This window comes from Thiocapsa roseopersicina (assembly GCF_900106925.1).
In the GTDB taxonomy this organism is placed as follows: Bacteria; Pseudomonadota; Gammaproteobacteria; order Chromatiales; family Chromatiaceae; genus Thiocapsa; species Thiocapsa roseopersicina.
In genome coordinates this window covers 44,616-63,872 of record NZ_FNNZ01000022.1, presented here as the reverse complement: position 1 = coordinate 63,872, position 19,257 = coordinate 44,616, and the positions used below count along the sequence as shown (strand labels likewise).

Here is a 19,257-nt window from a genome sequence, read left to right as displayed (position 1 = left end):
CTGCTCACCCGGGCTTGCCCCTAAAACTCGTCCGGCTTAGGATCGTTGACCGGTCGATTCGCACACGGAGGCTGAACACCGGATGCCCACCATCAGCCAATTCTTCGGAATCGTGATCCAGATGTTTTGGCGCGAGCACGCACCGCCGCATTTTCATGCCCTTTACGCCGAGCATGAAGCGCTGATCGATATCCGCACGCTCGAAGTCATTGGTGGACGACTGCCGAAGCGAGCGCTCGCCCTGACAATCGAGTGGGCCGTCGAGCACCGCGAAGAATTGATGGAGAATTGGAAACTATGCCAATTGAAGCAGCTTCCGAGACGGATCGCGCCATTGGAGTGATTCCAGCCGCTCCTTGGCGCGTGAAGGGATTGTCGATATTGCCGGACTATCGCCTGGCGGTGACCTTCCAAGATGGCACCAGCGGCGTCGCAGATCTCTCGGCGGTCACCTCGGCTCATGACCGCGGCATCTACGAACCGCTCAAGGATCCGAGCTACTTTAAGCAAGCGCGTCTTCAAATGGGTGTCGTCACCTGGCCGAACGGGGCGGATCTCGACCCGGCTTGGATGTATGAGGAACTGACGCAGTTTAAAACGTGGTCTGTTCCCTTTTAGTTGTGAAGAACCGTTGCCATCCGCATGTCCAAGCATAAGAAACAACATTTTGTTCCAGCTTGCTACCTGAAAGCGTGGCGTGATTTGGATGTACCACCCCGTCATACTCCGTATGTCTGGCTGTTTGACAAGGATGGTTCCAACGCCCGGAATAAGGCGCCAGACAATATCTTCCATGAAACCGATATTTACACGATCCATCGCGCAGACGGATCGCGTGATCTGGTTCTAGAACGCGGCCTAAATGGACTCGAAACGGAGTTCGCAAGAATTCGGAACAGGAAGCTCCACTTTCGACGCCCTCTTGACCAGGATGAACGCACGTTGCTTTGCGCATTCACCGCTGCGGCACAAGTAAGAACGCCATCAAGCCGGGAGCATTACCGCCAACAGTGGGAGCGCCCACTGAAAATGATGGAAGAGATGATTGAGTCAGCGAAGACAGCCACACCTGAGGAAAAGAATCGAGCTGCCGCAATGCATATTCCTTCGTCGACATCCGATGGTGGAATAACATATGATCAGGTCAAGGAGCTACATGCTCATCCGTTGCAAATGATGTTGATGCCTATGATCCGAACGGTTACGCCGCTTCTCTGCAAGCTTGACCTGGCGGTCTTCGTGACCACAGACGAAATCGGCTTCATTACGTCTGACCATCCATGCGTCTGGTTCGACCCTGAGTCTTATAAACGGCCTCCCCTTTATCAGGTGCCTGCGCTGATGTACAAAACCATTGAAATTACGCTCCCTCTCTCGCCGTCTCATTGCTTATTTCTTAATCGTCAGGGGATCGCAGGGTACATAGATGCGAACCAAGACATTGTCGATGATCTCAACCGTCGTGTGCGGTTTGAGGCAGAGAATTACTTTGTCGTGAGAAGGAATTCTCTACGCGAATACTGGTTTGATCCCGGTGTTGAGCCTGACGATTCTTGGGAGAAGTTGCATCCCAAAGCAGGGGAAGCCGGCCCCTAACCCTTCGTTGCAAGAGACCTTGCGCAGAAAGCCGCGCAAGGCCCCTGAACTCGAACGTTACCTGTGCTACTTCGCGAGCTGCTACCGCTGCACATAACCATCCCATTTCACAAGTACGTTGCGAATTCCGGTGACAGTTTACTTAATCGCACCGGTCGCAGAATCCATATTGAGTAAACTGTCACCAGAATCCCGCCGACGTTCGCCGCTGGACGTCACCGGCGACGCGCGATCTCAGGCGTAGCCCTGCTCACGTAGCATCCGCATTGCCTGATTGAGCTTCTTCGTCTCCGCCTCCGCCACCTCACGTAGCCGCTCGCCCAAGCTGTTCACCTTGTCTGGGTGGTAAGCACGAATCTTCATCTGATACGCCTTTTTGATCATTTCCTTGCTGGCTCCCTCGTCCAACTCCAGCATGCGAAAGCAGTCGCTCACTGTCTTTATCTCCTCTACGGACTCTTCGGCGGCCGTGTCGCGCAGTGCCTCAATGTAGAGATGCCCGTGTTCGTCCAAGGTCGCCGAGAATCGTCCGCCGCAAGCACCGCAGCGCCCGACGTTGCTCTTAAGCGGCAAAAGGATGCGAACTTTGCGGCGACATGACGGACAAGAGATCAGGCGCGTGTTCGACTCCTGCTGACGGCGTTCTTCTTCACGACGCTGTCGTTCAGTCTCCTGCCGCTCTCGTTTTGCCCGCTCACGCGCTTGCTGTCGCCGCTGCTCCTCCTGACGCTGGCGAGCTTCTTCTTGGCGCTCACGCTCCGCCTCAGTGTCGCCCTGCGGCTCGCGCTCTGCCTTATACTGGTCCGGCTCCAAACGCTCCATCCGCTCACGTTGCTGACGGCGCAGCCAAGTCGCAAACAAACCGACCAAGCCGAGCAGCAGGAAAAGCGTTGCATATGTCCCGCCGCCGAGTGTCTGGGCTGAAGTATCTTCGCTGCGACCGCCGGAATTGAGGGAAGGCAAGCCGTCTCGTGCTCCCTCCTGGGCTGACGTATCTCTGCTGCGGCCGCCGGAATTGAAGGAAGGCAAGCCGTCTTGCGCTCGTGATGAGGCCTTGACCCATTTATCGCACGCATCCCAGGCGGCGGTGATTGCTGCGGCACTTCCGTCTAAACTGAAGCGAAACAATCGCTTGTCTGCGACAACCGTCAGGGTGCTTCGATTCTTCAGGTGCCGTAGTTCAGCTTTCGACAACTGAAAATAGGCAAAGGGCTCTGAACCGTCCCCATAAGAATACTCAGCGTCATCGAAACCAATCTCGGCGCTCTTTAATGTTCTAGGATTGCTGTTGCTGTCCCCCAAGAAAAGGCTGACGTATTGCAATTTTCCTCGGTTGGAAAAAACATCGTTGCGAAAACGTCATCTGCATTCTGCGCTGGTGTATATGCTTCCGCATAACCCTCCACAGGGTTCTTTGTCCAGAACCAATCCCGGTGCTGCACCCAATCGGATGCACGACAAAGGTTGCTCGAAGACATAAGTGCAAGCGACGTGAGAACGAGTGTGAAACGATTGTGCACGATGAATTACTGGGTTTGTTGCTCAAGAACAAGTCTGTTCCATTGATGGCGCTCCGGGTCGCTCGGGGTCGGGTCTTGACTTTTGCCACGGCAAAAATCAAGACCCGACACTTTTCCTGTAGTCGACGAGCGCGTAGGTGTCCCCGTCGCCTCCTGTTCGCTCGCCGACCTTCGGCGCGGCCCAGACACAGTCGCTCGCGCAGTCGCTCGGGGTCGGTCGCTCGGGGTCGGGTCTTGACTTTTGCCACGGCAAAAATCAAGACCCGACCCTTTTCCTGAGTCTACGAGCGCGTAGGTGCCCCCGTCGCCTCCTGTTCGCTCGCCGACCTTCGGCGCGGCCCAGACACTGAACTCTTCGATCAAACGCCGGCTGCCGACGGGCGAGCCGGCGCGTGCCAGCTGATGGTCGATCTTTTCCTTTCGCGTCCTGCTCTCCGGTTTCATACGACTTAAAGTGGCAATATGCGCACCCGGCTGCGTCCGGGCTCGATCAGCAGCAATGCGTCGGCCTCCAAGTCCACGTGAAAGCGGTCAAGGGACTGGATCAAAAGGTCAGCGATCTGGTCGGGCAGCACCTTCGGATCCCGAAGCTGAACCAAGCTGGGCCCGCTGGCATGCGTCAGCGCGAGCACGGTCGAGAAATCCAGGTCGTGGCTGAAGACGACGTATCCGTTGGCGACCGCCCAGTCCATGATCTTGTGTGATCCTGCGGTCAGGCGCAGAAGGATCTCCGACCTGCGTCCAGTGGACGGTCTCGAATCCCGCTTCGGTCAGAACAGGCACCCACTCCGGCGAGAGATTGACATCGATGACCAGCCGCAAGGTCATGCCGCCGTGAGGTCCTCTTCACGTTCCTCCAGACGCCAGGCGGCGTAGGCCAGCGCTGCATCCAGGTCCTCGGGCTCGAGATAGTGGTGCGCGGAAAGGATGCGCTCCCTGCTGACACCCTCGGCCATGAGTCCGAGCACCGTTCCGACCGTGACCCGCAGACCTCGAATGCAGGGCTTGCCGCCCATGACAGCCGGATCCAAGGTGATTCGGTCAATGTCCATGGCTTACCTCGACATTTGGCTCGCGAAGAACTTAAGAGCGGGCAGAATAGCAGTCGGACTGTTCAATGTCGTCAAGGGCTGGAGCCGCAGCAGAATGACTGCCCGGACCTACTGCTCGGCAGCAGGTTGGGAGGCACAGCCTATCCCTCCGAACCAGAAAAAGGGCAATCATTTGGCTGACCCCATGCCCCGGCGCACCAGCACACGGATCCAAGTCGACGGCTTTCCGCGGCGCATCGTGCAGCGCAGCCACAACCGCGCGGCGTACGTCTTCGCCGACCAAGACCGGCGTGCTGACCTCGGCTGGCTGAACGAGGTGCCGGTGGGCGAGCGCTGCCGGATGCACGCCGACGTGCTGATGACCAACCATGTCCATCTGCTGCCCTCGGTCGGCTGCCGCGACGTGCAGTACATCAACCACACCTACGGGCGTAACGGCACCCTCTGGGACGGCCGCTAGAGGTCCTCTCTGGTTCAGGCCGAAACCTATCTGCTGCTTTGCCAACGCTACGTCGCGCTGACCCCCGTGCGAGCCGGCAGGGTGGCGGATCTCGCTCCCTACCGCTGGTCCAGCGACCGGGTCTACGCGCTCGGCGAGCCGGACGCGTTGCCGGCGTCGCACGCGCTCGACCTCGGACTCGGCGATGACGAGGGCGGGCGCCGTGCTGCCTACCGGGAGCTGTTCGGCGGAGCGCTCGACGACGAACCGCTCGGCGATCTGCGGCTGGCCATCAACCAAGATCAACCCATCGGTAACGACCGCTTCTACCGGGAGATTGAAGCGATGACCGGCCAGCGCCGCCAATTGCGCAAGCGGGGCATGCCGCGGAAGCAGGACGAGCCGCCATCAGCCGACGCTGCGGGGCAGGGCGAGTTGCCGTTGTGAATTAATCGGGCATACCTATTTTTGCTCGTTCAAACCTGCGTTGGCCGGCTCCAGAGGTGACAGGCATTCACCCCCCTTTTTTGTTCTGCACCCTTTCCAACGCTCATCTTCTCGGATAGTTTGCTCTGCTTGGTATCACGTTGCGAATACCGCCTTTAGGGTCCTCGACATCTCCGCGATACCGCGGCAAAAGAATGATATGTAAATGGTCAATGCTTCTTCCGGCTTCTCTTCCATCGTTGTTGCCGACAGTGTATGCATCAGGCTTGTTTCCCAGGAAATCCAGCTTTAAGACTGACTCGATATGGTCTTTGGGCCGGTCTTTGAGGTCATCCCGGCCGAGCATGTTTAGGTAAAGGTGTTTCAGGTCAGTGGCTTCAATAGCAGCCCTGACTCCGCGAACAGCGTCGAAATAGTCCTCCTGCTCTTGTTCAATCAGATGAAAAAGGGATACGACGTGCCTTCTTGGGATCATCAAGGCGTGCCCTGGATTCACCGGGTGAGTGTCGAAGATTCCCACAAAAGACCGGTTTTCAAAGATAAAGGGGTCGGCTTCGCCCCTTGAAACTCTGCAAAAGTAGCAATTCTGTTCTGAAGGGTTACTGCTCATACTAGCCGCCCATTAGGTCATTGGGTTATGTCGTGTTGCCGCGTACGCTTCGAGGATATGGCGCCGGAGTGTCGTTTGCGCTTGTGAAACCTATCGGAGGCATCGGGGCGCGGTGTCGGGTCTTGAATTTTGCCGGAACCTGATGAGGAGCGGGGATCCCTTCATGCGAGCGCTCGCGTGCCTCCATGGTCCGGGCTCACTGGCTTCTCTTATCCCTTCCTTTCATTTTTCCCCCTTTTCTCCATCGGGCCTGCCTCCGCCGCCGAGCCAATCGCGCCCGTGGGGCACGGTGAAGTCCAGCGCCGGCCCCTTCGGCACGATGCCGTTCGGGTTGATCTGCTTGTGGCTGCCGTAGTAGTGCAGCTTGATGTGGTCCATGTTCACGGTCTGCGCAACGCCGGGGACCTGATAGAGCTCGCGTGTGTAGGCCCAGAGGCTCGGATAGTCCACCAGGCGCCGCTGATTGCATTTGAAGTGGCCGTGGTAGACGGGGTCAAAGCGCACGAGGGTCGTGAACAGGCGCCAGTCCGCCTCCGTGATCCGGTCGCCGACCAGGTAGCGCTGTCGTGCGAGTCGGGCTTCGAGCGCGTCGAGCGTCTCGAACAGCCGATCGAAGGCCACCTCGTAGGCGCTCTGCGTCGTTGCGAAGCCGGTCCGGTAGACGCCGTTGTTGAGGTTCTCGTAGACCAGCGCGTTGACGGCGTCGATCTCCTCGTGCAGTTCCGCCGGATAGAAGTCCAGGTCGGCGCGTCCCCAGGCGTCGAAGGCGCTGTTCAGCATGCGGATGATCTCTGCCGACTCGTTGTTGACGATGACGTCACCCTGTGTGTCGTACAGCACCGGCACGGTGACCACGCCATCGAAGCCCGGCGCGCTGTGCTCATAGAGCTGACGCAGCGTGTCGAAGCCGTGCACCTGATCCGGCGTGGTGCCGGGATAGTCGCCGAACACCCAGCTCTCCGGCGGCATCACCGGATGCACGACCGATACCGAGATCGCATCCTCCAGGCCCTTCAGGGCTCGGAAGATCAGCGTGCGATGGGCCCAGGGGCAGGCGTATGACACATAAAGGTGATAGCGGCCAGGCTCGGCCTCGAAGCCGCCCTCGCCGGACGGCCCAGGGCTGCCGTCCGGCGTCACCCAGTTCCGGAAGCCGGATTCCCAGCGGATGAATTCACCCGTGTCTATATCGGCATCAGTCATAGTGTCCTCTAAATGATAGGGGCATTGCAGGGGTAGTCTCTCTAGCTCATTCTTCGCCGAAGGCGGCAAACATGTCGCGCGTGCGGGTGTCGCTGCTGCTTGGCTTGGGACCTGGCTTCTGCGGTCGCAGCACCCGCCCGAGGTTTGCCTCGACGCGCGTGATGAAATCGCCCAAGCCCGAAAGTCGGCCGATCCGTATGTGCCGATGAAACGGATCCGTAACGAGGTCGGCGTCTTGCTCGGAGAAAAAGGTCTGCCGGCGACGATTGCCACGCTGGGTCAGGTGCCGAGTCAATCCGGGGACGACCCTTTCCCCGGGCCCTGCAAGGATCAACTACGCGGCGACCACCAGCGCGACAGTCGTTGTGAAAAGGTGCGGTCGGGAACACCTTCGTAGTGCGAGACGTCGTTGAAGAGCCTGAGACGTGCCCGTACCGGGCTAACGAAATCGAGGATGTTCAACGCCGCCGGACTCTGATCCAACCGATCGCGATAGCCGCGGGCGTCGAAACCCAGCAGGCTGCTGATCAGAAGTCGGTTGGTGCCCTTGTGACAGACCACCAGGACGGAGCCTTGGTCGTGCTGCTCAACGATTCGGCGCACAACCGGTAACGCCCGCGCGAGCACCTGCACGCCGGATTCACCATCTCGCGGCGCGATCGTGAGCGGGTCTTCCTGCCAATTGTCGTACTCGTCGCCGTACTGCGCCTCGACCTCTGCCCGTGTTTTGCCCTCCCAGTGTCCGTAATCGATCTCGCGCAGCGCCGACTCAATCTCGACGCGAACCTCGGCGCCATGAGGCCTAGCCAGGATCCGCGCCGTCTCCACCGTGCGCCCCATCGGGCTCGCATAGATGGCATCAAGCGGCTCGTCGGCGAGGCGGCTGGCTAGATTCTCGACCTGCTTGCGGCCCTCCTCGGAGAGCGGCACGTCGGTCGCGCCCGAGAAGCGATCCTCGGCAGTCAGCTCGGTTGCACCGTGGCGAACCAGAAAAAGTCGGGTCGGCATGGTCGTTTCTCACTGGGTTCTTCGGTATTCACTAACTGCGGTCGCCTTCTCGGATCGAAAAGCCCAATACGGAATCCGGGATACCTCAGGGACAGACCATAGCTCCACCGCACTTGCGGTACCCCGATCCACGGCGTCTATACTCTTGGATCGCCGAACAACTGCGGAGCCGGTCCATGCCTGATCTTGCCGAAGCAGGGTCCATCAGCGTCGAGGAGTATCTCGCGGGCGAGGCTGTCGCGCCGGTTCGCCATGAGTACGTCGCCGGCGAGGTCTTCGCGATGGCCGGTGCCACCGAGGAGCACGCGACCATTGCCGGCAACGTCTTCGCGTTGCTGCGCGCGCATGTGCGCGGCAGTCCGTGCCGGGTCTATATCGCCGACATGAAGCTGCGCGTCGCGCCGGCGTCCGCCTTCTTCTGCCCGGACGTCTTCGTGACCTGCGATACCAGGGACGCGGCCGAGCCCTTGGCCAAACGCCATGCACGCGTGATCATCGAGGTCTTGTCCGAGTCCACCGAGGGCTACGACCGCGGTGCCAAGTTCGGCGATTACCGGCGGCTGGAGTCGTTGGAGGAATACGTCTTGGTCGATTCCCGCAGCCGTTCCTGCGAGGTGTTCCGCCGCCGTCCGGAGGGTTGGCTGCTCGATCCGGTGCCGGAGAACGGGCGGCTGGTCCTGCAGTCGATCGGCTTTGAATGTCCGCTCGATGCCTTGTACGAGGACGTGGTGTTTGTGCAGACCGAGGCTGCGGATACCGCCTGACCGCTCGCTGCGGCCCCACGCTCGCCGCTTGTCGGTTGTCCACGTGATCGTCTGCGCCGTCAAAGAACGGTCACATCGCCCACACGCCTGCCGAGGATCCGGCGGTCTATGCGAGGGTCCGTGAGGGCTTCCCGAAGCACATGGAAGAGAAGACCGGCACGCGTGTCCAGTTCTTCCCGGTGCCGTCGAACGCGGCTCGGATCGCGGCGATGCGGGCCGATCGGCTCCATGTCGCCTCGATCTGAGCAGTGTCGTGCGGCGGGTACGCGGATCCGTGATCGGATAAAATGCCGCACCCTGTCGAAGCAATCCACCGCATCCGATGGCCAAACCGAAGCGCAAGCTCACCCCGGCCGAGAAGGCGGCGAAGAAACGACGACGTGAAGCGACCATGATTGTGTTCATGAACGGCAAGCAGAAGCGTGTCCCGCGTCCGCCGACGATCGACGGCCTGCCTGTGGATGAGTTTATCCTCAGGAACGCCGACTCCGTTTGGCTCCATCAAAACGAGATGTGGGAGTGCATCGACGAGGCCATGGATCGGGTCTACGGGCCGCGAGACCCGGGGACATGACCTGCCTGCCTTCAGCGGCTCCCGGGCCCCTTCGACATTGCAGGGTCGCCGCGCCCCCGTCAAACCGGCCGAGGTCTCGATGAGTAACGGAAAGATCTACCTGGTGGGCTTGGGTCCCGGCGACATCGCCGAGATGACGTGTCGTGCACGCGCGGCCATCGCGGCATCGGACGTGGTCGTCGGCTATCGGACCTATGTCCGGCTCATCGCCGACTTGGTGAAGGACAAGCAGGTCATCGTGCGCGAGATGGCCGAGGAGCTGGACCGCTGCGGCGAGGCCGTGGCGCTGGCGCAGGCGGGGCAGACCGTCGCGCTGGTCTCCTCCGGCGACGTGGGTGTGTTCGGGATGGCCGGCCCGCTCTTCGAGCTGTTGTTCGAGCAGGGGTGGACGCCGGACACCGGGATCGCGGTCGAGGTGGTGCCCGGCGTGACCGCGGCTTCTTCCTGTGCCTCTTTGGTCGGCGCGCCATTGACGCATGACTTTTGCGCCATCTCGCTCTCGGACATGCTGACCCCTTGGCCGGTGATCGCCCGGCGTCTGGAGGCTGCGGCGCGGGCCGATTTCGTCACCGCGCTCTACAACCCCAAGAGCAGTCGCCGGCCCGATCAGCTCCGAGAGGCGCGTGATCTGTTTCTGCGCCATCGCGATCCGCAGACGCCGGTCGCCGTCGTGCGTGCCGCTTATCGCCAACGCCAGGACGTGCGGCTGACCACCTTGGCCGAGATTGCCGAAGGCGAGGTCAGCATGTTGACCAACCTCATCATCGGCAACTCGAGCACCTTCGTGCGTGCGGGGCTCATGGTCACGCCGCGGGGTTACGGGCTCAAGTATCGGTTGGCCGACGGGGCGGCGCGTCCCGGCGAGACGGCACGAGTCTCGCTGTCGAGCGGACTCGAGGGTTGGCGCCGTGCCTTGGTCGAGACCGCGTTGAGCGAGGGCGTCGATGCGGCCTGTCGGGCGCTTGATGCGAGCCCGAGCCAGATCCTGGATGCCTTGTCCGAGGCGCCGATCGCGCCTTGGCGTGTCGTCGCTCAGCAAGTGCCGGAAGCACTGTTGGACGAGGCACTCGGCTGGCGGAATCCGACGTTGTGCATGCGATCGCCGGGTGGCGGTTCGGTCGAGCTGAGTCTCGCGGATGCTCGGGTCCAGGCCGATCCGGACAGCATCGGGATCGAAGGCTCGGGCTGGCGGGTCGCGCTGCCCCGCTCGGCGCTTGCGGGGGCCTACAGCGTCAGCCTGCCGAGCGGGGAGGGGGCATGGTTTCAGGATGCCCGGGGCGAAACGCTCTGTCGGATCCTTTGCGGTTCAACTACTCCTTTTAGGTTAAACCGCGTCGGCTGAGATAGGCGCTGTCGTGGTCGCGGACCGACGCCTTCGAACTCCACCGGCAAGGAGATCTGCGTTGCATCGGAGCGGTACGGCGATTCTCGCGTTGACCCGGGGCGGCACCGTGCTGGCGGGGCGTCTTGCGTCTCGGATGGCGGCGTCCGGGGTCGTTTCCGGGGCGGTCGAGGTGCATGTTCCGGAGCGGTTCCGTGCGGCGCTCGAGCCGAACGATGCCGTACGCGTCGAATCGATCGACAAACCGGTTTCCGCGCGCATGTCTCGGCTCTTCGTCGACCGCGCGGAGCTTGTCTTCATCGCCTCGGCCGGTATCGTCGTGCGGCTCATCGCGCCCCTGCTGGTGGACAAGACGCGCGATCCGGCCGTGCTGGTGATCGACGAGGCCGGGCGCTTCGTCATCCCTATCCTGTCCGGGCACCTCGGCGGTGCCAATGCGAGCGCGCAACGGATCGCCGCTCTGCTCGGGGCGAAGGCCGTGCTCACCACGTCGTCCGATGTCCAGGGGACGATCGCGGTCGATCTCCTGGGGCGTGAGCTGGGTTGGCGGGTCGAGGCGGATCGCGAGGCCCTGACGCATGCCGCGGCGGCCGTCGTCAACGGCGAGCGCGTGGTCGTCATCGAGGAGGCGTGCGGACGCGAGTGGTGGCCGTCGGATCGACCGCTCCCGGACAATCTGGACCCGGTCGGCTCTTGGGACCGGGCGGGCGAGGCGAGTGCCTATCTCTGGGTGACCCGCGAGGGGATCGATCCTGCGCTGAAGGCGCGCTTGGGGCCGCGTCTGGTCGTCTATCGACCGGACGGTTCGGAATCGTGACCCGCATGCAGTTGGGGTGCCGGCGGGTTCCGCAGGGTCTCGTAGGTGCGATCGAGCGAGGCGCGGATCTCGGGCTCGCGGTCGACGGAGAAGGCGAGGAATGCCTTGGCGATGGTCGAGAGCTCGCGGGACTTGGGGTGGACCAGATACCAGGTCCGCTCGATCGGGAAGCCCTCGACGTCCAACATGACGAGACGCCCGGCCCCCCCGTCGAGCGTGAGTGTGTGCAACGAGAGTGCGGAGATGCCCAGACCGGCGATGATGGCGTGCTTGATCGCCTCGTTGCTGCCGAGTTCCATGCGCACGTTCGGGCGCAAACCTCGTTCGGCGAAGCGGCGCACCACCGAGTCGCGGATGCCCGAGCCCGGCTCGCGCAGCAGAAACCGCTCCTGCGCCAGCCGCTCCATCGTGATGCCGGTCTCGCGGGCCAGGGGATGGTCGCTGCGCGCGAGGACGATCAAGGGGTTGGGGGCTAGATAGGTGGCCTCGACGTCCAGGCCCGCGCCGCCGGGCTCGCCGAAGATGTAGAGGTCGTCGTCGTTCGCGTCCATCCGCTCGATGATCCGGGTGCGGTTGGTGACCTTCAACGAGACGTCGATACCCGGGAATTGCTCGCAGAAGGCGCCCAGGATCTCGGGGGCGAAGTATTTGGCCGTCGTGATGACCCCGAGACGAAAGCGCCCGCTTTTGAGTCCTTTGAGATCGGCGAGCTTGATCTCGAGGTCCGTGAGTGTGCTTAGGATGGTGCGGCACGCGGTGTAGACCTCGCGGCCGGCATCGGTCGGCTCGACGTTGCGACCGACATGCAGGAACAGCGGGGTGCCGACCGTGTCGGTCAGCTTCTTGATCTGCATCGAGACGGTGGGCTGGGTCAGGAACATCTCCTCGGCGGCGCGCGTGAAGCTACCCAGGCGCACGATGGCCTCGAGGAGTTGAAGCTGACGCAAGGTGGCGTGTCGCACGAAGCGACCCGTCGCCTCGCTCTGGGGCGAGGCTTTTTGGGGAGAGGCCTTCTGGGCTAGGTTCGCTGCGGTCATCCTGTCGCCTTGCTCACGCGCGATGGTCCGATAGGCGTTCAGTCCGGCCAAACACGCCGGGACCGTTGCGCAGCGCTTGGTATTGCCGTGGTTTTAACCGATGCGCGCTGCCGGTCTGCGACCCCCGCGGGACGGAGCGCGATCTTGGCCTTCTCGGTCCTCGGAGCGGTTGTCGAGCCGGCCGCGGTGGGTCGAGAGGCCGCTTTCGGCTTGGTGGAGGTCGTGCGCGGCGCGGCCGAGGTCGCTGGCGGATCGGTCGGCGCCTTTGTGGCTTCGGGGGCGACTCCGGGCGCGGTCTCTTTGGGGTCTTGATTACTCATCGAGGGTCTTCTCGGTTTTGAGCAGCGCATCGATCTCGCGGGCGAATTGCCGAAGCGCCTCTCCCACTTCGGTCGCGTCGTCCTCGGCATGTAAGGTGATGTTCACGTAGGTCCGCCCGAAGCTCATGTCCGGATAGATCGCGAGACGCTCCGAGAGGCTCGCCGCCCGATCCAGAAAGTCGCGGGTGGCCTCGTATTCGGCAAACTCCAAACGCCGTTCGAGACGAACGGGCCGCTGACGTTCGTTCCAGCCTTGATTCATGACGGGGATCCCTTAAAAGTAGGCGCGTTCCGAGGGGTCACGATAGCGCGGGACACCAAGCGAGGCCAGCCAGTCATCGATCTCGCGGGCGTGGGCGGACTCCTCGTTCAGGAGTGCCTCGAAGAAGTCGCCGTTCTCCCGATCCCCGACGCGTCGACAGAAGATCACCGCCTCGCGATAGAGTGCGACGATCTCGCCTTCGAGCACCGAGTCCTGAAGCAACAGATCGACCAGATTGCGCGAGACGCCGGCCGGACGCAGGTGCGAGCCGTTCGGTGCCACGCCCAGCGCCAACATGCGTTGGATGATGCGCTCGGCATGCTGCATCTCTTCGACCGTTTCCTCGCGCAGACGCCTTGCGGCCTCCGGCAAGCCCCAAGCCTCCGCGAGCGAGGCCTGGGTCATGTACTGCTGGACAGCTGACAGCTCCAAGCTCAAGGCACGACCGAGATAGCCAAGGGTACGAGGATGAATGCGTGCGTGTCTCATGCTTCAACACCCTTGCCGCCCGTATCGAGCGGCCAATGGCTCGACGCCTCTCGATCAGTCGGCCGCTGCCGGCAGGGTCCGGTTCAGGATCGGCTCGACCTCGCGGTGCGGGCGAGCAATGATGTGCGCAGCCACCAGACCGTCGCCGACCCGCTCGCAGGCATCGGCACCGGCACGCACCGCGGCGTTGACCGCGCCCGTCTCGCCGCGCACCAGCACGGTCACGTAACCGCCGCCCACGAACTCGCGCCCGATCAGGCGCACCTCGGCGGCCTTGGTCATGGCGTCCGCCGCTTCGATGGCGGGCACCAGGCCGCGCGTCTCGATCATCCCCAATGCAATCCCGTAGCTTTCACTGGCCATCTGTGCTCTCCAATCGTTAAGTGTCGTGTTGATCGTTGATGAAGTGTGTCGCGATTTGCTTTTGGCCGGTGGCTATCAGCTATTAGCTGTTAGCTATCAGCCACCGGCTGTTTGGTCTTCGCGTCTTGCTGACCTTTGATTAGTCGACGGCCGGGCCGCCGACGGGGAGGATCGGCTCGACCTCGCGGTGCGGGCGGGCGATGATGTGCGCCGCCACCAGGCCGTCGCCGACGCGCTCGCAGGCGTCGGCGCCGGCACGCACGGCGGCGTTGACCGCACCCGTTTCGCCGCGCACCAGGACGGTCACGTAACCGCCGCCGACGAACTCGCGCCCGATCAGGCGCACCTCGGCGGCCTTGGTCATGGCATCCGCCGCTTCGATGGCGGGGACCAGTCCGCGGGTCTCGATCATGCCGAGCGCGATTCCGAATTTTTCGTTTGCCATCGTTTCTATCTCCTCTGTGTACCAAGTCGCCGCGGGCGATGCTGCCCGATCATCTTCAATCCAGATTCAAAACTCTTCGTCGAGGCCGACTACGCCGGGCATCCCGACCGGATTCATACCCTCACGCCGCTCGGGCAGTGGCGAGGGCGGTCGGTTCGACCGCCGCTGCTCGCTCCTCCTCCCAGCGATCGATGATCCCGCCGATCGTCAGGTCGGTGAGGATCCCGGCGTCTCCCATCGCATACCGGGCGGCTGATCCGCTGACCACGAAGACCCAGTCGCCGGGTCGGGCGTCCACCGGGTCGGTGGCGACGTAGTGCTTGCCTTTCGTGTCCTGCAGGAGCCGCAGATCCCAATGTCCGAGCCCGGTGATCCGGTGCGTGCAGACCAGCGAGCCGATGACCTGCCTGATCTCCATCAGCCTGCACCTCGCGACCCGGCACCCGTTTCGGGCGGCCAATGATCGATAATGCCGACGATGGTCAGATCGCTCGGATACTCCTTGCTGCCGGCCGCCTCGCGTGCCGCGGAGCTGCCGACACAGATCACCCAGTCTCCCGGCACGCAGCCGACCGCATCGACCGCGACCTGTTGTGTGCTCCCGTCGCGCACCACCAAGAGGTGCTTGTGCTCGAACCCCGGGATCCGGTTGGTCGAGACCAAGGGGCGCTCCACCTGACAGATCTTCATCAGTGTCCTCCCGACATCTGCGCGTCCAGCGAGCTCCCGACGACCTCGATGCCGGTGCCCGCGTCGCTGTCGCGCACGACGAGCAGGCGGTGCAGCAGACCCCGGTCGTCGAGATCGGCGAAGCGGTCGGCGAGCGCGGCATCGAGCCGTCGACAGCGTGTCGCCGCGCGCTCGCGCGCACCCGGCACCCCGCCGTGATAATCGAATCGGATGACGATCGGGATCGGCAGACCGCGTGAGACATTGAGCCCGCCGAAGATCTTGCGCCCCACGTCCAGATCCGCCGCCCCTTCCTCGACCGTGTACAAATAGGCGAAGTAGGTCAGGTTGCGCAGCTGGATCTCCTCGAACCCGATGCCCACACCCACGAAACGCTCGGCGTGACCCGCATCCGCGTAGCGTCCGCCGTGCACCTGTCGCACATAGTCGATCTGCGAGAGGTTGTTCTCGATCAGCCGTGCGACCAGTCGGAGCATGCCCGGATCGGCGGTTGCCGGGGCGTGTGCCTTGACCAGCTCGGCGACCCGCGCACGCGCTGCGGTCGGCTCCAAGTCTCGGGTGATCGCGTAGACCTTGATCGCATCGACCGATTGCGTCAGATCCATACGGCCCTCGCCGTCGGGCACATGCGCCCGGATGGCGTCCGTGTCCGTATCCATCCCGATCAGAAGCAGCGCCACCGAGGCACCGCAGCAGAAACCGTTCTCGACCGATTGGCGGAAGGCCAGGAGTCGGTCCAGCGCGGCCTGCGCCGCCGCCGCATCGTTCGATCCGTGGGCCGCGCAGCCCTGATGGTGCGGATCGACCGAGCTGTAGTGATAGATCACCGTCTTCAGATAACGGGTCGGCGCATCCGCGGTGTTCGGCACGCCTTCGCGGAACCGCCCGAGCTCGACCTCGCCCCACTTGGAGACCGTGTTCTCGACATCGAACAGTCCGCCGGCGTAGGGCTTGCGCCGCACCGCGCCGAAGGGCAGACGCAGCACGTAGCTGATCGCATGGGCCAGTCGTCCGTCCGCACAGGGCGTCACATCCAGCTGATGGAAGCCGCAGTCCTGGATAAAGCGGTCGAAGGCATGGACCTCGCGCCCGCCGAGCGGGTCGTTCGCGAAGAAGTCGTCCGCCATCCGACGGTAGGTCTCGAAGACGCACCAGGCGAACAGACGCCGCAGATCGAGCTGGGTCACCCACGCATCCGCCAGCATGTGCTCGGGCAGATCGAATCCCAGCTCTGCCCGGGCGATCGACTGCGCGTGCTGCTCGAAATCGGACTCGTGCTGGAGCGCCGAGATCTGCTTGAGCACGGGTACGATTCGATCGAACGCCGCCTTGACCCGGTCCTCGTAGCACTGCAGCCGTGCGTTGCCGTCGAGATCCGTGAGCGGATGGAGCCCGTTTGGACCCGGAACGCGCCCACGCATTGTCTCCGCACCGACGGCCCGCGTGGTCTGGCGTGCCGAGCGCTTAGCGGCACCGGCTACCTGGGCCGGGGGCCGCGGACGCATCCGGGGCGCACGTGCCGTCGCGGTCCGCTCGGTCGGTCCCGGCTTGGCCAAACCCCGTGTTGTCGGCTCCTGCGTTGCCGGCTCCGCAATCGCCGTCGACGCGCCCGGTACGGACTCGCCTTGAACGCGCGGCTGGTAGGCCGGCGCGGCGGTCGCGGATGCGGAGGCCCAGATCAGGCTCGCTCGGGCTGGACGGCGTTGTTTCGACATGACCTCGTTGTCTCGTCAGATTCCGGTGTTGACTTGAGCTCGGTTCGGTCGTGCAGACCCGATCCCTCGGGTCGGTTGCTCGTGCAAGGGCTTAGCCCCTCGCTCCACCCGAGTAGGTGATGAGCGAACCGCGATCCGTGTTGCCGCTGGCCCCGGTCACACGACTCACCGGCGCAGGAAGCTCCTCGTTTCGCTTAGGCTTGACGGCAGCCATCGCGGCCATCGGACCCGGGCGGGTCGGGTTGCGGCGCCGTGCGGACGGACCCTCGGTCCCGGTGACACGCTCGCCGCGTTCCCAATCGTCTCCTGTGATCTTGGTCCCGGCGGCTTGGCCCTCGCCCGTCACACGGGAGCGGACCGCTGCGGGTGACGCATCGACTCCTGTCGTCTCGGCGGGCGCCATCTGCAACAGATTTACCGGCACGGACGGGCCACGGTCGAAGCGAAACTGCTCAGTGCCCGTGATTTTGCCCGTGCCCATCCCGAAAGGGCCGGTAATCCTCCCCTCCTGTTCGTAGAGGGTGCCCGTCACGCCGCTTCCTTGGCTCGCCTGAAACGCCTGCCGTGCCGGCGACTCGACGCTGAAGCTCTGCCAGGGCGCGGCCTCGATCGGTTGAGGCAGCAGCTGGGGGAAGTCACTGTCGCCGGGGCGTGCAGCACTTCCGCAGGTCTCTTCGTACTGGTCTCCGCCGACATAGGGCGTCCCGCTGATCTCTTCGCAAGCACCCCTGGAGGCACCTGTCATGACCCCGCCGATCCCCGGCTGGGTGCCGGTCATCCGCGCCCCCATCGCCGCAGCCATCGGGCGCATCCGCTCGGCGATCAGGCGCTGCTGCTCCGGGGCGCAGTAGGTCGCCGTCTGCTCCAGTCCCGCATAGGGCGTGCCTGTGACGACCTTGCAGGTGCCGGGCTCGTCACCCGTGACCCGACCCGAGCGACCGGTCTGGGTGCCGGAGACCATCAGCCCTTTCGGCGTCGAGGACAGCCCGACCTTCGGTGCCTCCATCGGGGCCGGCTGGATGCCGCAGAACTCCTTGTACTGCTCGGCGCCGACATACTCGTCGCCGGTCACCAGCCGACAGCTGCCGGGCTCGTCGCCGGTCAACTTCGCACTGCGCCCGACTCGGGTGCCGGTCACGGAGCCGCCGCCGAGCGTCTGCGTCAGGTTGACCTTCGGCGGCGCCTTTTTCAGATCGGGCAGGTCGCCGTTGGCCGAGGACATGTACTGGCTGCCGGTCGGCTGGATCCCCGCGCCGTGCTCGTTGCCCGTGACCTTGGGCGAGAGGCCCGGCAGAACCCCCGAGACGGCACGACCGCCGGTGGTCTGGGTGCGCCCGGTCTGACGCGGGTTCGGAGTCAACTGAACACCGCAGAACGCGCTGGCCTGCTCGGACGATAGATACTCGGTACCGGTCACGGTCTTGCAGGTCCCGGGCTCGTCGCCCGTCACCTTCGTCGAGCGCCCCACCTCGTTGCCGGTCACGGCGTTGCCGTGACTGGTCGTGGTGACGTGGACCTTCGGTGTCGTTTTGGGCGGCTCGGTCTTGCAGAACTCGCGGAAGATCTCCGCACCCATGTATTCGGTGCCAGTGACCTCGCGACACACGCTCGGCTCGTCGCCCGTGACCGAGCGACTGCGACCGACCCGGGTGCCGGTCACGAATTGACCTTGTGCGGTCTCGCTCAGACCGACCTTCCAGGGCTGATCCTCCGCCCCGCCGACCAGACGCTCGCGCCCCGGTCTGACCCTGCCCGTCGCTTGTACCTTGCGTGTCCCGGCCGAGCCTGCGGCACTGCGATGGGCGCGAACGGTCTGGGCCAGATCGCGCCCGGACAGCTGCGGGTTTGCCTGTCGCGCGAGACTCGCCGTGGTCGCTGGGATATTGACCGCGGCCTTGCCGCGCCCGGACGTGGCGGAGCGTCGTGCGAGTGCGAGCATGCGTCCCGTGGGTTTGACGGCAGTGACGCGCTTGGCGCTGCGTCGCGTTCCGTTGGTCGACGGATTGCTCGCAGTGCCGAGAGACGATGCGCCCCGACGATCCGACGACAGACGCGCCGCATCTGCCATGGAGCCGCGCTTGTCCGTCGTCTCCGGGTGACCGCCGCAGCCGCAACCGCAGTCCGAACCGTCGTTGCGAGCGACCTTGGCCGATGCGTTCGGCGAGGGCGCTTTCGATGCGGGGACGCGGGTGCGATCCGCCCTGCGATCCGCCCGCTTGCCGGCCTTGGACAGTGCCTCGCGCCGAGCCTTGGCCTCCGCGCGGCTGGTGCCGGCTGCAGATGCCGGAGCCTGAACCCGCCGAGCAGACGAGACGACCCTGGACATGGAAGGTGCCGATGCGACGCCGCCCCACCCTGTGCTCGACACCGATTCCGCCGCGGCAGCCGGAGCAGCCTGCTCCTGCGATGCCGTCGGGCGACGCACCGAAGCCACCTCGGGCGTGCGGCTGCGCTCGGCCGCCCCGGGGGCTACGCTGGTTCGCTTGCCCTGAGTGGACACGGCACGGCGACGTGCCAGGGCCGCCTCGCGGCCGCTCGATCTCAGATTCGCTTTGCTGGGCATG

The 19,257-nt window shown here is 63.8% G+C and carries 26 protein-coding genes and 1 pseudogene; 10 read left to right on the top strand and 17 right to left on the bottom strand.

Annotated elements, in window-relative coordinates; all coding sequences use genetic code 11:
- The first annotated feature begins 82 nt into the window (after positions 1-82).
- Genes BLV04_RS19165 through BLV04_RS19155 form a run of 3 tightly spaced genes read left to right on the top strand, consistent with a single transcriptional unit; the run spans position 83 to position 1,596 of the window.
- Complete coding sequence (locus tag BLV04_RS19165; RefSeq protein ID WP_093036119.1) at positions 83-343, top strand: DUF4160 domain-containing protein; 261 nt, start codon at positions 83-85, stop codon at positions 341-343.
- Positions 298-618 (top strand): DUF2442 domain-containing protein, encoded by a 321-nt coding sequence (locus tag BLV04_RS19160; protein WP_007195246.1) that lies wholly within the window; start codon positions 298-300, stop codon positions 616-618. Before BLV04_RS19165 ends, BLV04_RS19160 begins: the two co-directional genes overlap by 46 nt.
- A 24-nt stretch (positions 619-642) precedes the next feature.
- Positions 643-1,596, top strand: coding sequence for a DUF4238 domain-containing protein (locus BLV04_RS19155; protein WP_093036116.1), 954 nt, complete (start codon positions 643-645; stop codon positions 1,594-1,596).
- Between the two features lie 234 nt (positions 1,597-1,830).
- Here the strand turns inward: BLV04_RS19155 and BLV04_RS19150 are convergent, their stop codons facing one another.
- The 4 genes and pseudogenes from BLV04_RS19150 to BLV04_RS19140 all read right to left on the bottom strand — a co-directional run bounded on the left by BLV04_RS19150 (position 1,831) and on the right by BLV04_RS19140 (position 4,168).
- Positions 1,831-2,919 (bottom strand): J domain-containing protein, encoded by a 1,089-nt coding sequence (locus BLV04_RS19150; protein WP_093036113.1) that lies wholly within the window; start codon positions 2,917-2,919, stop codon positions 1,831-1,833.
- A 646-nt stretch (positions 2,920-3,565) separates the two neighbouring features.
- Positions 3,566-3,808 carry a DUF5615 family PIN-like protein gene (locus tag BLV04_RS25720; RefSeq protein WP_245731952.1) on the bottom strand — a complete coding sequence of 81 codons (243 nt, stop codon included), beginning with the start codon at positions 3,806-3,808 and terminating at the stop codon, positions 3,566-3,568.
- 31 nt (positions 3,809-3,839) lie between these two features.
- Positions 3,840-3,944 (bottom strand): annotated as a pseudogene (locus BLV04_RS26090) (hypothetical protein); the annotation flags it as partial.
- Positions 3,941-4,168, bottom strand: a complete 228-nt coding sequence (locus BLV04_RS19140) for a DUF433 domain-containing protein (RefSeq protein WP_093036110.1) — start codon at positions 4,166-4,168, stop codon at positions 3,941-3,943. The gene BLV04_RS19140 and the pseudogene BLV04_RS26090, both read right to left, overlap by 4 nt.
- Before the next feature lie 94 nt (positions 4,169-4,262).
- On the opposite strand from BLV04_RS19140, the gene BLV04_RS25340 reads away from it, so the two are divergent.
- The gene (locus BLV04_RS25340; protein ID WP_217633741.1) at positions 4,263-4,628 is read left to right on the top strand and encodes a hypothetical protein; all 366 of its coding nucleotides are present in this window, start codon (positions 4,263-4,265) and stop codon (positions 4,626-4,628) included.
- Positions 4,629-4,709: 81 nt separating this feature from the next.
- Positions 4,710-5,054, top strand: coding sequence for a hypothetical protein (locus tag BLV04_RS25335; RefSeq protein ID WP_217633740.1), 345 nt, complete (start codon positions 4,710-4,712; stop codon positions 5,052-5,054).
- A 103-nt stretch (positions 5,055-5,157) separates the two neighbouring features.
- On the opposite strand, the gene BLV04_RS19130 is transcribed toward BLV04_RS25335, so the two are convergent.
- From BLV04_RS19130 to BLV04_RS19115, 4 genes are all read right to left on the bottom strand, one after another.
- On the bottom strand, positions 5,158-5,664 hold the full coding sequence (locus BLV04_RS19130; protein WP_093036107.1) for an HIT family protein: 507 nt from the start codon (positions 5,662-5,664) through the stop codon (positions 5,158-5,160).
- Between the two features lie 222 nt (positions 5,665-5,886).
- A complete protein-coding gene (locus tag BLV04_RS19125; RefSeq protein WP_093036104.1) occupies positions 5,887-6,867 on the bottom strand; it encodes a glutathione S-transferase family protein in 981 nt (326 codons plus the stop codon).
- A gap of 46 nt (positions 6,868-6,913) precedes the next feature.
- On the bottom strand, positions 6,914-7,042 hold the full coding sequence (locus BLV04_RS25935) for a hypothetical protein (protein WP_281241870.1): 129 nt from the start codon (positions 7,040-7,042) through the stop codon (positions 6,914-6,916).
- A 155-nt stretch (positions 7,043-7,197) separates the two neighbouring features.
- Complete coding sequence (locus BLV04_RS19115) at positions 7,198-7,875, bottom strand: histidine phosphatase family protein (protein WP_093036098.1); 678 nt, start codon at positions 7,873-7,875, stop codon at positions 7,198-7,200.
- Positions 7,876-8,051: 176 nt separating this feature from the next.
- Between BLV04_RS19115 and BLV04_RS19110 the strand changes: the two genes are divergently transcribed.
- The 5 genes from BLV04_RS19110 to BLV04_RS19095 all read left to right on the top strand — a co-directional run bounded on the left by BLV04_RS19110 (position 8,052) and on the right by BLV04_RS19095 (position 11,372).
- Positions 8,052-8,639, top strand: a complete 588-nt coding sequence (locus BLV04_RS19110; protein WP_093036094.1) for a Uma2 family endonuclease — start codon at positions 8,052-8,054, stop codon at positions 8,637-8,639.
- Between the two features lie 74 nt (positions 8,640-8,713).
- A complete protein-coding gene (locus BLV04_RS24515; protein ID WP_175534706.1) occupies positions 8,714-8,884 on the top strand; it encodes a PhnD/SsuA/transferrin family substrate-binding protein in 171 nt (56 codons plus the stop codon).
- Positions 8,885-8,961: 77 nt separating this feature from the next.
- Positions 8,962-9,213, top strand: a complete 252-nt coding sequence (locus tag BLV04_RS19105; RefSeq protein WP_093036092.1) for a hypothetical protein — start codon at positions 8,962-8,964, stop codon at positions 9,211-9,213.
- 79 nt (positions 9,214-9,292) lie between these two features.
- The gene (gene cobJ / locus BLV04_RS19100; protein WP_093036089.1) at positions 9,293-10,555 is read left to right on the top strand and encodes a precorrin-3B C(17)-methyltransferase; all 1,263 of its coding nucleotides are present in this window, start codon (positions 9,293-9,295) and stop codon (positions 10,553-10,555) included.
- A 61-nt stretch (positions 10,556-10,616) separates the two neighbouring features.
- On the top strand, positions 10,617-11,372 hold the full coding sequence (locus BLV04_RS19095; protein WP_093036086.1) for a cobalamin biosynthesis central domain-containing protein: 756 nt from the start codon (positions 10,617-10,619) through the stop codon (positions 11,370-11,372).
- Here BLV04_RS19095 and BLV04_RS19090 read toward each other — a convergent pair.
- From BLV04_RS19090 to BLV04_RS19050, 9 genes are all read right to left on the bottom strand, one after another.
- A complete protein-coding gene (locus BLV04_RS19090) occupies positions 11,345-12,409 on the bottom strand; it encodes a LysR family transcriptional regulator (RefSeq protein ID WP_093036166.1) in 1,065 nt (354 codons plus the stop codon). The two genes, BLV04_RS19095 and BLV04_RS19090, sit on opposite strands and share 28 nt — an antisense overlap.
- Before the next feature lie 312 nt (positions 12,410-12,721).
- Positions 12,722-12,991, bottom strand: a complete 270-nt coding sequence (locus BLV04_RS19085; protein WP_093036083.1) for a 4a-hydroxytetrahydrobiopterin dehydratase — start codon at positions 12,989-12,991, stop codon at positions 12,722-12,724.
- Positions 12,992-13,003: 12 nt separating this feature from the next.
- A complete protein-coding gene (locus BLV04_RS19080) occupies positions 13,004-13,480 on the bottom strand; it encodes a ferritin-like domain-containing protein (RefSeq protein WP_093036080.1) in 477 nt (158 codons plus the stop codon).
- A 54-nt stretch (positions 13,481-13,534) separates the two neighbouring features.
- A complete protein-coding gene (gene csoS1 / locus BLV04_RS19075; RefSeq protein ID WP_093036077.1) occupies positions 13,535-13,843 on the bottom strand; it encodes an alpha-carboxysome major shell protein CsoS1 in 309 nt (102 codons plus the stop codon).
- 139 nt (positions 13,844-13,982) lie between these two features.
- Positions 13,983-14,288, bottom strand: a complete 306-nt coding sequence (gene csoS1, locus BLV04_RS19070) for an alpha-carboxysome major shell protein CsoS1 (protein WP_093036074.1) — start codon at positions 14,286-14,288, stop codon at positions 13,983-13,985.
- Positions 14,289-14,409: 121 nt separating this feature from the next.
- On the bottom strand, positions 14,410-14,706 hold the full coding sequence (locus tag BLV04_RS19065; RefSeq protein WP_093036071.1) for a carboxysome peptide B: 297 nt from the start codon (positions 14,704-14,706) through the stop codon (positions 14,410-14,412).
- Complete coding sequence (gene csoS4, locus BLV04_RS19060) at positions 14,706-14,978, bottom strand: alpha-carboxysome shell vertex protein CsoS4 (RefSeq protein WP_093036067.1); 273 nt, start codon at positions 14,976-14,978, stop codon at positions 14,706-14,708. The genes BLV04_RS19065 and csoS4 overlap by 1 nt, the downstream gene beginning before the upstream one ends.
- Positions 14,978-16,693, bottom strand: coding sequence for a carboxysome shell carbonic anhydrase (locus BLV04_RS19055; RefSeq protein WP_245731950.1), 1,716 nt, complete (start codon positions 16,691-16,693; stop codon positions 14,978-14,980). Before BLV04_RS19055 ends, csoS4 begins: the two co-directional genes overlap by 1 nt.
- A 91-nt stretch (positions 16,694-16,784) precedes the next feature.
- A complete protein-coding gene (locus BLV04_RS19050) occupies positions 16,785-19,256 on the bottom strand; it encodes an alpha-carboxysome scaffolding protein CsoS2 (protein WP_175534704.1) in 2,472 nt (823 codons plus the stop codon).
- Position 19,257 lies beyond the last annotated feature (1 nt).

What these genes read in the sequence shown, in the direction of transcription:
- BLV04_RS19115 (WP_093036098.1), bottom strand. Translation starts at nt 7,875, where the DNA reads ATGCCGACCCGACTTTTTCTGGTTCGCCACGGTGCAACCGAGCTGACT.
- BLV04_RS19050 (WP_175534704.1), bottom strand. Translation starts at nt 19,256, where the DNA reads ATGCCCAGCAAAGCGAATCTGAGATCGAGCGGCCGCGAGGCGGCCCTG.
- BLV04_RS19155 (WP_093036116.1), top strand. Translation starts at nt 643, where the DNA reads ATGTCCAAGCATAAGAAACAACATTTTGTTCCAGCTTGCTACCTGAAA.
- BLV04_RS19085 (WP_093036083.1), bottom strand. Translation starts at nt 12,991, where the DNA reads ATGAATCAAGGCTGGAACGAACGTCAGCGGCCCGTTCGTCTCGAACGG.
- cobJ (WP_093036089.1), top strand. Translation starts at nt 9,293, where the DNA reads ATGAGTAACGGAAAGATCTACCTGGTGGGCTTGGGTCCCGGCGACATC.
- BLV04_RS19125 (WP_093036104.1), bottom strand. Translation starts at nt 6,867, where the DNA reads ATGACTGATGCCGATATAGACACGGGTGAATTCATCCGCTGGGAATCC.
- BLV04_RS19090 (WP_093036166.1), bottom strand. Translation starts at nt 12,409, where the DNA reads ATGACCGCAGCGAACCTAGCCCAGAAGGCCTCTCCCCAAAAAGCCTCG.
- BLV04_RS19105 (WP_093036092.1), top strand. Translation starts at nt 8,962, where the DNA reads ATGGCCAAACCGAAGCGCAAGCTCACCCCGGCCGAGAAGGCGGCGAAG.
- csoS1 (WP_093036077.1), bottom strand. Translation starts at nt 13,843, where the DNA reads ATGGCCAGTGAAAGCTACGGGATTGCATTGGGGATGATCGAGACGCGC.
- csoS1 (WP_093036074.1), bottom strand. Translation starts at nt 14,288, where the DNA reads ATGGCAAACGAAAAATTCGGAATCGCGCTCGGCATGATCGAGACCCGC.
- BLV04_RS19055 (WP_245731950.1), bottom strand. Translation starts at nt 16,693, where the DNA reads ATGTCGAAACAACGCCGTCCAGCCCGAGCGAGCCTGATCTGGGCCTCC.
- BLV04_RS19080 (WP_093036080.1), bottom strand. Translation starts at nt 13,480, where the DNA reads ATGAGACACGCACGCATTCATCCTCGTACCCTTGGCTATCTCGGTCGT.
- BLV04_RS19110 (WP_093036094.1), top strand. Translation starts at nt 8,052, where the DNA reads ATGCCTGATCTTGCCGAAGCAGGGTCCATCAGCGTCGAGGAGTATCTC.
- BLV04_RS19165 (WP_093036119.1), top strand. Translation starts at nt 83, where the DNA reads ATGCCCACCATCAGCCAATTCTTCGGAATCGTGATCCAGATGTTTTGG.
- csoS4 (WP_093036067.1), bottom strand. Translation starts at nt 14,978, where the DNA reads ATGAAGATCTGTCAGGTGGAGCGCCCCTTGGTCTCGACCAACCGGATC.
- BLV04_RS19160 (WP_007195246.1), top strand. Translation starts at nt 298, where the DNA reads ATGCCAATTGAAGCAGCTTCCGAGACGGATCGCGCCATTGGAGTGATT.
- BLV04_RS19065 (WP_093036071.1), bottom strand. Translation starts at nt 14,706, where the DNA reads ATGGAGATCAGGCAGGTCATCGGCTCGCTGGTCTGCACGCACCGGATC.
- BLV04_RS19140 (WP_093036110.1), bottom strand. Translation starts at nt 4,168, where the DNA reads ATGGACATTGACCGAATCACCTTGGATCCGGCTGTCATGGGCGGCAAG.
- BLV04_RS25720 (WP_245731952.1), bottom strand. Translation starts at nt 3,808, where the DNA reads ATGGACTGGGCGGTCGCCAACGGATACGTCGTCTTCAGCCACGACCTG.
- BLV04_RS25340 (WP_217633741.1), top strand. Translation starts at nt 4,263, where the DNA reads ATGACTGCCCGGACCTACTGCTCGGCAGCAGGTTGGGAGGCACAGCCT.
- BLV04_RS19130 (WP_093036107.1), bottom strand. Translation starts at nt 5,664, where the DNA reads ATGAGCAGTAACCCTTCAGAACAGAATTGCTACTTTTGCAGAGTTTCA.